Origin of the sequence: Flavobacterium sp., from assembly GCF_029242675.1 — a bacterium.
GTDB lineage: Bacteria > Bacteroidota > Bacteroidia > Flavobacteriales > Flavobacteriaceae > Flavobacterium.
The window spans coordinates 1-9,596 of sequence record NZ_JAQWTM010000260.1 but is presented as its reverse complement, the minus strand read 5'-3'; the positions used below and the strand labels follow the sequence as shown (position 1 = coordinate 9,596).

Below are 9,596 nucleotides of genomic sequence, written 5' to 3'. Positions count from 1 at the left end.
TTTACTTTTGAACAAAAAATAACAAACCCCAAAAAAGCCATTGCTCCTTTGGGGTAAGTCTTTAAAATCAAGTTATAATTACTCTTTATTTTTTTCTTTTCGAAACGGCTAAACCGTAGTTTGGTAAAGCAGTTAATTCGGCAATTTTTACAATTACTTCTACCGCTTTTTGCATACTTTCTACAGGAACATATTCGTATTTACCATGAAAATTGTGTCCACCCGCAAAAATGTTTGGACAAGGCAATCCCATGTAGGATAATTGGCAACCATCAGTTCCACCACGAATGGGTTTGATTAAAGGTTTTATGTTCACTTCTTTCATTGCTTTTTCAGCAATGTCTACAATATGTTTTACGGGAACTACTTTTTCCTTCATATTATAGTATTGGTCTTTGATCTCTGTAATTACGATATCTTCTCCAAATTGCTTAGCAAATTTCTTGTTGATTTTTGCTGCAATTTTTTCGATTAATTCCTTACGTTTTTCAAACTTTAGTTTGCTATGGTCTCTGATTATAAGTTCTAAAACCGTTTCTTCAATACTTCCAGTTAAGTGATGTACGTGAAAAAATCCTTCATAGCCTTTAGTTCCCTGTGGCGTTTCTTTTTTAGGCAAGGCGTTGATGAAATCATTTGCAATTAGCATCGAGTTGATCATTTTGCCTTTGGCATAACCTGGATGCACGCTTTTACCTTTGATAGTAATTTTGGCTCCAGCTGCATTAAAGTTTTCAAACTCTAATTCTCCAATTTGGCTTCCGTCCATAGTGTAGGCCCATTCAGCGCCAAATTTAGCAACATCAAAATGGTGTGCTCCACGACCAATTTCTTCATCAGGAGTAAAACCTACTCTAATTTTTCCGTGTTTGATTTCTGGATTATTGATTAGGAATTCCATTGCCGTCACAATTTCGGTGATTCCAGCTTTATCATCTGCTCCTAATAATGTAGTTCCATCAGTTGTAATTAAGGTTTGCCCTTTGTATTGCAATAAATCTTTGAAGTAGCTAGGTGATAATATGATATTTTGTTCCGCATTCAATACAATATCTTTTCCGTCATAATTGGGTACGATTTGCGGTTTTATATTCGCACCTGTGAAATCTGGAGTAGTATCAAAGTGCGATACGAAACCTATTGTAGGTACTTCGTGCGGTACATTACTAGGTAGAGTTGCCATGATATAGGCTTTATCATCGATGGTAACATCTTGCATACCAATCGCTTTTAATTCTTCAACCAATTGGTTCGCTAAATCCCATTGTTTTGCAGTACTTGGGGTTGTAGTCGAGTTCGAATCTGATTCTGTGTCAACAGTTACGTAACTGATGAAACGATCAATAATATGTTGCATAAATTTGTTTTTTTATTAAGGCTATAAAGGTACTATTTAAGACTGAGGTTTTAAAACGCCAATTTTCAATAGCGAGATCTGTTCGTTTTGGGTGCTATTATTCGGTTTTTGTTGCCGGGGTACTTTTCGCACCATATTTCATGGCTCTTACTTTCGTATTGCCATTTGCTTTAAGCGTAACCAAAAATAAGTTGTCGTAGTCTTCGTCTCCAATTGAAGCGAACGGTTTTAAACCACCAGCCGCTTCGATAGTTTCGAGGATGGTATTAGAATGACCTACGATCAAGATGGTTTTTCCTTGGTTGCTTTTTACAATAGTCGGAATTGCTTCTTTCAAATTTCTGGAATCATAGGACTGGATGTCAAGTTTTTTATTGGTTGCTGTAGGCTGTGCAGTGGCTTTCGTACGCTTATAATCGGTAGAGTAAATTACATCTATTTTCTTTTTTTGCAGGATTTGTGCTAAAGCATCTGCTCTTTCGAGTCCTTTTGTCGTTAGTAGTGGATCTCTCTCTTTAGGATTATCAGTCATTTTTTCGGCATGACGTACGATATATATTTTAGTTGCTTCTTTGCTTTGAGCAAAAAGAGATAGGGAGAGAAGAAGTAATAGTAAGGAGATGTAGTTTTTCATTGTTTTTTATTTATAGCTGCTAATTTATTGCTAAATATTCAAAAAATAGCGAATCAAAACAGCTTTAACAGCTTCTTTAATTTTTGAGTATAATTATTTATTTATCGGGTAGATAGTTCTATTTTTGCAGTACACAACTACTACACCATGTATAAACAGCTTATTCGTCCGTTATTTTTTCTTTTTGACCCTGAAAAAATACATTAGTTCACCTTTTCATTAGTTCGTTTTACTTCTAAGATACCGGGATTGGCATCTGTTTTTCGTTCGTTGTATTTAGTAAACGATACCCGATTAGAAACAGAAGTTTTTGGTTTAAAGTTTAAAAATCCTGTTGGTTTGGCTGCCGGCTTCGATAAGGATGCCAAATTGTACAAGGAGCTGTCTAACTTTGGTTTTGGTTTTATCGAAATTGGAACGTTAACACCCAAAGGACAAGAAGGGAATCCTAAAAAACGCTTGTTTCGACTAAAAGAAGATTCGGCTATCATTAACCGAATGGGTTTTAATAATGGTGGAGTTCTCGAAGCAGTTGAGCGATTAAAAGCGAATAATGGTGTTTTAATTGGTGGGAACATTGGTAAAAACAAACTAACACCTAACGAAGAGGCAACCTCCGATTATGAAATATGTTTTGATGCGCTTTATGATCATGTAGATTATTTTGTGGTGAATGTGAGTTCGCCTAACACACCTAATTTACGTGCTTTACAAGACAAAGAGCCGCTGACACAATTGTTGCAAACTTTACAGAATAAGAATTTGGCTAAGCCAAAACAAAAACCAATTTTACTTAAAATCGCACCTGATTTAACCGATGAGCAGTTGTTGGATATTATCGATATCGTTGCCGATACTAAGATTGCTGGGGTTATCGCGACTAATACCACAATCTCTCGAGAAGGTTTGCAATCCATTAATAAAGCTGAAATGGGCGGACTTTCAGGGAAACCGCTAACGAATCGCTCGACGGAAGTGATTCGGTTTTTATCTCAAAAAAGTAATAAAGCCTTTCCAATTATTGGAGTAGGCGGAATCCATACTGCCGAAGATGCAATTGAAAAATTAGAAGCGGGAGCGAGTTTGATTCAATTATATACAGGCTTTATTTACGAAGGTCCTGCTTTAGTTAAGGCAATTAATAAAAAGATTTTGAAAGGAATGTAAAATGCAGATTTTAAAATTGATAATAAAGCGTACTTCTAATTGCAGAATACGCTTTTTTTATTTGTTTAAATTTTCATAATCATAACCTTTGCCTATTTATTTGTTTTCTTATCTTTGAAAATATATGAAGCCAGTAAAAATTATAGAATGTCCGCGCGATGCCATGCAAGGCATTAAGCCATTTATTCCTACTGAAAGGAAAGTTGCTTACATACAATCCTTATTGCGTGTAGGTTTTGACTCCATCGATTTTGGAAGTTTTGTTTCTCCAAAGGCGATTCCGCAAATGGTGGATACAGCCGAGGTTTTGGCACAACTGGATTTATCGCAAACTAGCAGTAAACTTCTAGCCATTATTGCAAATACCAGAGGTGCTGAATTAGCAAGCCAACACAATGAAATACAATATTTAGGTTTTCCGTTTTCTATATCGGAGAATTTTCAAATGCGAAATACGCATAAAACAATTGCAGAATCGTTAGTGACATTGACCGAAATTTTAGAAATAGCAGATCAAACGAATAAAGAGGTCGTAGCTTATCTTTCGATGGGATTTGGCAATCCATACGGTGATCCATGGAATGTGGATATAGTAGGAGAGTGGACGGAGAAAATGTCCAACATGGGCGTTAAAATTCTGTCTTTATCTGATACCGTAGGAAGCTCAACACCCGATGTCATTAGTTATTTGTTTTCTAATTTAATTCCCAAATATCCTGATATCGAATTTGGAGCGCACTTACACACCACTCCTGATAAATGGTTTGAAAAAATTGATGCTGCCTACAAAGCAGGTTGTGTGCGATATGACGGCGCAATACAAGGTTTTGGCGGCTGCCCAATGGCCAAAGACGATTTGACAGGAAACATGCCTACCGAAAAATTACTATCGTATTTTACAGCGAATAAAGTCGAGACTAATTTGAATCCGTTGAGTTTTGAAAGTGCATACAATGAAGCTTCCAAGTTATTTGGAGAGTTTCACTAGTTGCAGTTTTAGCTAGCGAGTCAAGTAACACAATAACAATGCAATTCATTCGTTTTTATACAAGAAACTCCCTATTTATTCAATTTTATAGTTAGATGAAATACTACCGCATTGTTGTCTTTTGTACCTTTTTAAGTTCCCTTTTTTTGGTGAGCTCTTGCTCAAGTGAATTGGATTTTAACCAAGTTAACGATGCGAAGCTCGAGCCTGTCTTTATAGCTAATCTCTCTTATTTTGATGTGCAACCTAAAGATTTTTTTGTCAATGGACAAGAGCAAGCCATAGCATTTGATGCCGAGAATTTCGATGTTTTTAGAGATAAATATTTTAAAAGTTACTTGCGAAAAGCCGACTTTTATTTTGAAGTCGAGAACACTATTACAAGATCTTTTAGTCTTGATATTGTTCTATTCGATCAAAACGATCAAGTGCTTTATATAAAAACGCTTGCTATTCCTGCCTACACGGGCACAACAATTAGAGTAACTGATACCGATATTTTTGAAAATGCTAAGTTAGACTTGCTTAAAAGAACGACTAGGTTAGGATTTGGTATTGTAAAAAATGCAGGCACACCATTAACTGTAAATAGCCCAGGTAATTTAATATTGCGATCTACTGCAACAGTATATTTAGTAATACAATGAGAAAAATCTATATAACACTACTTCTTTCGTGCTTTGTTACTTCCTTTTCTCAAAACAAGCAATTATTGTATAACTTCACCGCCATCCCGCAGTCCTTGATGACCAATCCGGGAGCTGATGTCAAATATAAATATTATTTTGGTGTTCCATTGCTCTCTGGTATATCCGTGCAAGCGGGCTCTTCGGGATTTTCAGCTTATGATTTATTTGCTAACAATGGTATCGATTTCAACACTAAATTACGTAACGTAGTTTACAATGCATCTCGCAATGACATACTAACGATTAATGAGCAAATCGAACTTTTTAGTGGCGGTTTTAAGCTAGGCGATTGGATGAAAAACAAAGGCTATATTTCCTTTGGTATGTATCAAGAGTTTGATTTTGTTAGTTATGTTCCTAAAGATATAGCCATTTTGGCACTAGATGGTAACCAAAATTACTTGGGTCGTCCCTTTAATCTTGGTGATTTGAGCTTAAAAACAGAAATGGTATCGGTGTTGCATGTAGGCTATCATAAAAATGTAAGCGACAAATTAATTCTAGGAGCTAGAGCTAAAATTTATTCCAGTCCTTTTAATGCTACATCCACTAAAAACTCCGGTTATGTGCTTACCACTCCTGGTGCGACTACGTTTTATGATCAGGTTATATACTCGGATATGCAGTTAAATACAAGTGGAATTTCTAAATATATTGCTAAAGGATACGAGGGAGACGCCGCAGCCGATTTTCAGAAAAAAGCACTTTTTGGAGGAGACTTAGGGTTAGGGCTTGATCTTGGGTTTACGTATTACCCTCAAAAAAACAAACAGCTTACTGCTAGTATAGTGGATCTGGGTTTTGTGTCACACAGTAAGGATGTGCAGTCATTTAGGTATAAAGGCGTTTATCAATACAAAGGAATAAATCCAAATTTCAACGGAATCACCACGCCTGAAAATGTGTACCAAGAATTCAATGAGGCTATTCCGCTTGATACCTTATACAATAAATACACTACTTTGCGACCAATAAAAATCAATGCTTCCTATCAATATTCGTTTAATGATGATCGAGGAGGAGAGGATTGCAGCTGCACTACCAACGAGTCCGCTTATAAAACAGCCGTGGGAGCGCAACTGTTCATGATGTCCGTACCGCGAGCACCTTTAATGGCGTTGACAGGTTATGTAAAGCACCGTCTCATCAATGGTCTAGACCTGAAAGCGACCTATACTGTGGATTCCTTTTCTGCTAAAAACATTGGTTTGGGCATGGCAATAAATGCTGGTAAATTCAATATGTATGTCTTGGCGGACAACCTGTTGGAATATCGTGATTTGTCCAAAGCCAATAGTTTATCCTTTCAATTTGGATTCAATTTCGTGTTCAAAGACAGCAATGACCCTCCTTAATTCATGTTGTTAGAGCTTTTTCCAGCTATCCATTTCAAGCACACTATCATAATCCTCTTTTTAAATACTTGTAAAAGAGCTTCCTTTAGTCGCTTTTTACAAGCAATAAAAAGGTAGGATTCCAATTAGTGTGGCTTTCCATTCCTATCTGGGCTATGAACATTCCGCCTTAAAACACTATTCGAGAGTGGTCTATCTTGATAATCCAAAATGAAAGTAGAACTATTCAAGATAATTTTGTATATTTGCACGCAATTCAACAAGAAATTGCACCATGATAGCACACAACTCCAAGATTATCGGCGAAGGTCTAACTTACGATGATGTTTTATTAGTACCTAACTACTCTAATGTGCTTCCCCGCGAAGTAAGTATCAAATCTAAATTTTCACGAAACATAACGCTTAATGTTCCAATTGTGTCCGCAGCTATGGATACCGTTACCGAATCAGCTATGGCTATTGCTATGGCACAAGAGGGCGGAATAGGTGTTTTGCATAAAAACATGACGATCGAGCAACAAGCTGCCAAAGTACGTAAAGTAAAGCGTGCCGAGTCAGGAATGATAATCGATCCCGTTACCTTACCATTAACTTCTACAGTAGCCGATGCAAAAAGCGCTATGAAAGAATATGGTATTGGCGGAATTCCAATCGTGGATGAAAATAAAAAACTAAAAGGAATTGTTACCAATAGAGATTTGCGTTTTGAAAAAGTAAATTCAAGACCTATTGTTGAGGTAATGACCAAGGAAAACTTGATTACAGTTGCTGAAGGTACTTCATTGGAACAAGCCTAAGTAGTACTACAAGGTCATAAAATCGAAAAATTACCAGTTGTAAATGATGATTATAAACTAGTGGGTCTGATTACTTTTAGAGACATCACTAAATTAACTCAAAAACCTATTGCTAACAAAGATGTTTACGGGCGTTTGCGTGTTGCAGCTGCTATTGGGGTAACAGGTGATGCAGTTGAACGAGCGGCAGCACTTGTAAAAGCAGGTGTAGATGCCATCATTATTGATACAGCTCACGGTCATACGCAAGGTGTTGTCAATACACTTAAAGAAGTAAAAACTAAATTTCCTCAAATAGATGTTATCGTAGGTAATATTGCAACTCCCGAAGCAGCTAAATTTTTAGTAGAAAACGGAGCTGATGGCGTAAAAGTAGGAATTGGACCGGGTTCTATTTGTACTACGCGTATCGTAGCAGGTGTTGGTTTTCCTCAATTCTCAGCTGTTTTAGAAGTAGCTGCAGCCTTAAAAGGTACAGGTGTTCCCGTTATTGCTGACGGTGGAATTCGTTACACTGGTGATATTCCTAAGGCTTTAGCCGCTGGTGCCGACTGTGTAATGTTAGGTTCATTACTTGCAGGTACAAAGGAGTCTCCAGGAGAAACTATTATTTTTGAAGGTAGAAAGTTTAAGTCGTACCGCGGAATGGGTTCTGTTGAAGCAATGGAAACCGGTTCAAAAGACCGTTACTTTCAAGATGTAGAAGATGATGTTAAAAAATTAGTTCCAGAAGGAATCGTTGGTCGTGTTCCTTACAAAGGAGAACTAAACGAAAGTATGCTGCAATTCATTGGTGGACTTCGTGCCGGAATGGGGTATTGTGGTTCAAAAGATATTCCTACTTTGCAAGAAACAGGACGTTTTGTTCGTATTACTGCTAGTGGAATCAACGAGAGTCATCCGCATAACGTAACGATTACTAAGGAAGCGCCTAATTACTCAAGATAAGAAGTTTCTAAATACATAAAAAAGGCTGTCTAAATTCTATTTAGACAGCCTTTTTCAATTTGAGGTGCAATTGTTTTACTTTTTAAAGATTTTCTCAAAAGCATCATAAACAGCTAAATGCAAAGTGTCGCCATGATTTTGCTTTTCAAAAAAGGAGTAGAAAACCGTCGTGTTGCTCTTTTTTTGATTGTTGATTTTATCATACAAAGCGCTAGCGGTTCGTTCCATAATAGCGCCTTCTTTTCCTACGGCAATATAAATTGATTTTTTCGAGCTGTAGGTCGCGGGTTGTAATGCCAGTAGTGACTCGTTATCCCACCATAAACTTGGACTCACGATGATATAATTGTCAAATAAATTCGGTTTTTTATACAAGATTTCAGTGGCTAAAAGACCGCCTAAGGATTGCCCGATTATTGTTGTTGGGCCTGAAGTTTTATAATTTGTAGTTATATACGGTTGCAATTCTTTTTCAAGAAACTGCATGAAATTAGCCGATTTACCTGAAGTAGGTAAATCTGTTTTATCCTGCTTATTGGTAGTAGGATAAGTAAAATCTTTTTTTCGGTCAGTGTTTGCAATCCCAACAATAATAGATTCAGGAACCATATTAATCCACGAAAAAGAACCAAATTGCACTATGCCCGCAATATGTATAAAGTCTTCATCTAAGGAACCGTCAAGTAAATATATGACAGGGTAATTCTTGCTTGCATCGGTGGAATAGTTTGGTGGTAAATAGATATTCAGAATTCGGTTTTCATTCAAGATATCCGATTTCAATTCAACCGTTTCGCCTAAAGTGATGGGATTGGATGTATTGAGTTTGAGTTCTACTTGTGACCAAGTAGATTGACTCAAAAGCAGAATAAAACAAATCGCAAGTACTTTTATTGGAGCCATTCCTTTAATTTTTTTTAAAATGTTATAATTCACTGATCTATTATATCAGGTGTTTTTGATTGTACGAAAGCTAATGCGCTTTGTCAATCAAGATTTTTTCTCTTTATTAAAAAAGGGAAATTCAAATAAAAGTAATCCCACTCCCATAGCGCAAATCGCACCAGCAATAAATCCAGAGGCTGTAAAGTCAATTGCCGAAAAGTTGAGAATTAGTCCTATGAGCAATAAAATTACTCCAATTATTTTGTTTTTAGTCATTTTGCTTTAGTTTTTCACGTAAAAAAAAGCGGGTTTTTCCAATTGGAAAAACCCGCTTGAATGTCTGCTGAATTGCACTTAGATAATTTTTAATAAACTTGTAATCACTAATTAGTACTTGAAAAAAAACAGTGTACTATTTAAAAATCACTTTGTTTTCTATCCTAAAGTGAAGTTCTAGAAATTTCAATTCCGGCTGGAAAAGAGATGTTCCCTTGTTCCTCTGCTGTAATATAAATTTCTTTTACTTTGAATGGCGTTGTTGCTTTTAAAACAGCTTTGCTTCCGTTTTTACTATTCAGTTGTCCTAAGTTTTTAGTCCCATTATCTTCCGTACTGATCCATACAACATAACTGCTTCTGGGTGGAGTCAATCTTTCGGCACTAGCTAAATTTTTAGCTGTAACTTCGATTATGGTGTTGTTATTCTCGATAAATTCACCCCAATTCCTACCATTTTGTTGTGCTTTTTACCGCTATTACGCCCTCAATTAGTCA

Annotated in this window: 8 protein-coding genes and 2 pseudogenes; 5 read left to right on the top strand and 5 right to left on the bottom strand. The window is 36.5% G+C overall.

Annotation, left to right across the window (positions count from 1 at the left end; translation table 11 throughout):
* Positions 1-85: 85 nt before the first annotated feature.
* A complete protein-coding gene (pepT, locus tag P8M54_RS09730) occupies positions 86-1,357 on the bottom strand; it encodes a peptidase T (protein ID WP_300287631.1) in 1,272 nt (423 codons plus the stop codon).
* Between the two features lie 97 nt (positions 1,358-1,454).
* Complete coding sequence (locus P8M54_RS09725) at positions 1,455-1,991, bottom strand: phosphoglycerate mutase family protein (protein WP_300287630.1); 537 nt, start codon at positions 1,989-1,991, stop codon at positions 1,455-1,457.
* Positions 1,992-2,138: 147 nt separating this feature from the next.
* Here P8M54_RS09725 and P8M54_RS09720 point away from each other — a divergent pair.
* From P8M54_RS09720 to guaB, 5 genes and pseudogenes are all read left to right on the top strand, one after another.
* Positions 2,139-3,158: pseudogene (locus tag P8M54_RS09720) on the top strand (quinone-dependent dihydroorotate dehydrogenase).
* A 124-nt stretch (positions 3,159-3,282) separates the two neighbouring features.
* The gene (locus P8M54_RS09715) at positions 3,283-4,146 is read left to right on the top strand and encodes a hydroxymethylglutaryl-CoA lyase (protein WP_300287629.1); all 864 of its coding nucleotides are present in this window, start codon (positions 3,283-3,285) and stop codon (positions 4,144-4,146) included.
* 95 nt (positions 4,147-4,241) lie between these two features.
* Positions 4,242-4,793, top strand: a complete 552-nt coding sequence (locus P8M54_RS09710; protein ID WP_300287628.1) for a hypothetical protein — start codon at positions 4,242-4,244, stop codon at positions 4,791-4,793.
* Positions 4,790-6,190, top strand: coding sequence for a DUF5723 family protein (locus tag P8M54_RS09705; protein WP_300287627.1), 1,401 nt, complete (start codon positions 4,790-4,792; stop codon positions 6,188-6,190). The genes P8M54_RS09710 and P8M54_RS09705 overlap by 4 nt, the downstream gene beginning before the upstream one ends.
* Before the next feature lie 274 nt (positions 6,191-6,464).
* Positions 6,465-7,937 (top strand): annotated as a pseudogene (guaB, locus tag P8M54_RS09700) (IMP dehydrogenase).
* 75 nt (positions 7,938-8,012) lie between these two features.
* Here the strand turns inward: guaB and P8M54_RS09695 are convergent.
* The 3 genes from P8M54_RS09695 to P8M54_RS09685 all read right to left on the bottom strand — a co-directional run bounded on the left by P8M54_RS09695 (position 8,013) and on the right by P8M54_RS09685 (position 9,472).
* Positions 8,013-8,840 carry an alpha/beta hydrolase-fold protein gene (locus tag P8M54_RS09695; RefSeq protein ID WP_300287626.1) on the bottom strand — a complete coding sequence of 276 codons (828 nt, stop codon included), beginning with the start codon at positions 8,838-8,840 and terminating at the stop codon, positions 8,013-8,015.
* An 87-nt stretch (positions 8,841-8,927) separates the two neighbouring features.
* The gene (locus P8M54_RS09690) at positions 8,928-9,098 is read right to left on the bottom strand and encodes a hypothetical protein (protein WP_300287625.1); all 171 of its coding nucleotides are present in this window, start codon (positions 9,096-9,098) and stop codon (positions 8,928-8,930) included.
* A gap of 164 nt (positions 9,099-9,262) precedes the next feature.
* Positions 9,263-9,472, bottom strand: a complete 210-nt coding sequence (locus P8M54_RS09685) for a hypothetical protein (protein ID WP_300287624.1) — start codon at positions 9,470-9,472, stop codon at positions 9,263-9,265.
* Between the last annotated feature and the right edge of the window lie 124 nt (positions 9,473-9,596).

Coding starts and splice junctions, on each gene's coding strand:
- pepT (WP_300287631.1), bottom strand. CDS start 1,357: ATGCAACATATTATTGATCGTTTCATCAGTTACGTAACTGTTGACACA.
- P8M54_RS09725 (WP_300287630.1), bottom strand. CDS start 1,991: ATGAAAAACTACATCTCCTTACTATTACTTCTTCTCTCCCTATCTCTT.
- P8M54_RS09715 (WP_300287629.1), top strand. CDS start 3,283: ATGAAGCCAGTAAAAATTATAGAATGTCCGCGCGATGCCATGCAAGGC.
- P8M54_RS09710 (WP_300287628.1), top strand. CDS start 4,242: ATGAAATACTACCGCATTGTTGTCTTTTGTACCTTTTTAAGTTCCCTT.
- P8M54_RS09705 (WP_300287627.1), top strand. CDS start 4,790: ATGAGAAAAATCTATATAACACTACTTCTTTCGTGCTTTGTTACTTCC.
- P8M54_RS09695 (WP_300287626.1), bottom strand. CDS start 8,840: ATGGCTCCAATAAAAGTACTTGCGATTTGTTTTATTCTGCTTTTGAGT.
- P8M54_RS09690 (WP_300287625.1), bottom strand. CDS start 9,098: ATGACTAAAAACAAAATAATTGGAGTAATTTTATTGCTCATAGGACTA.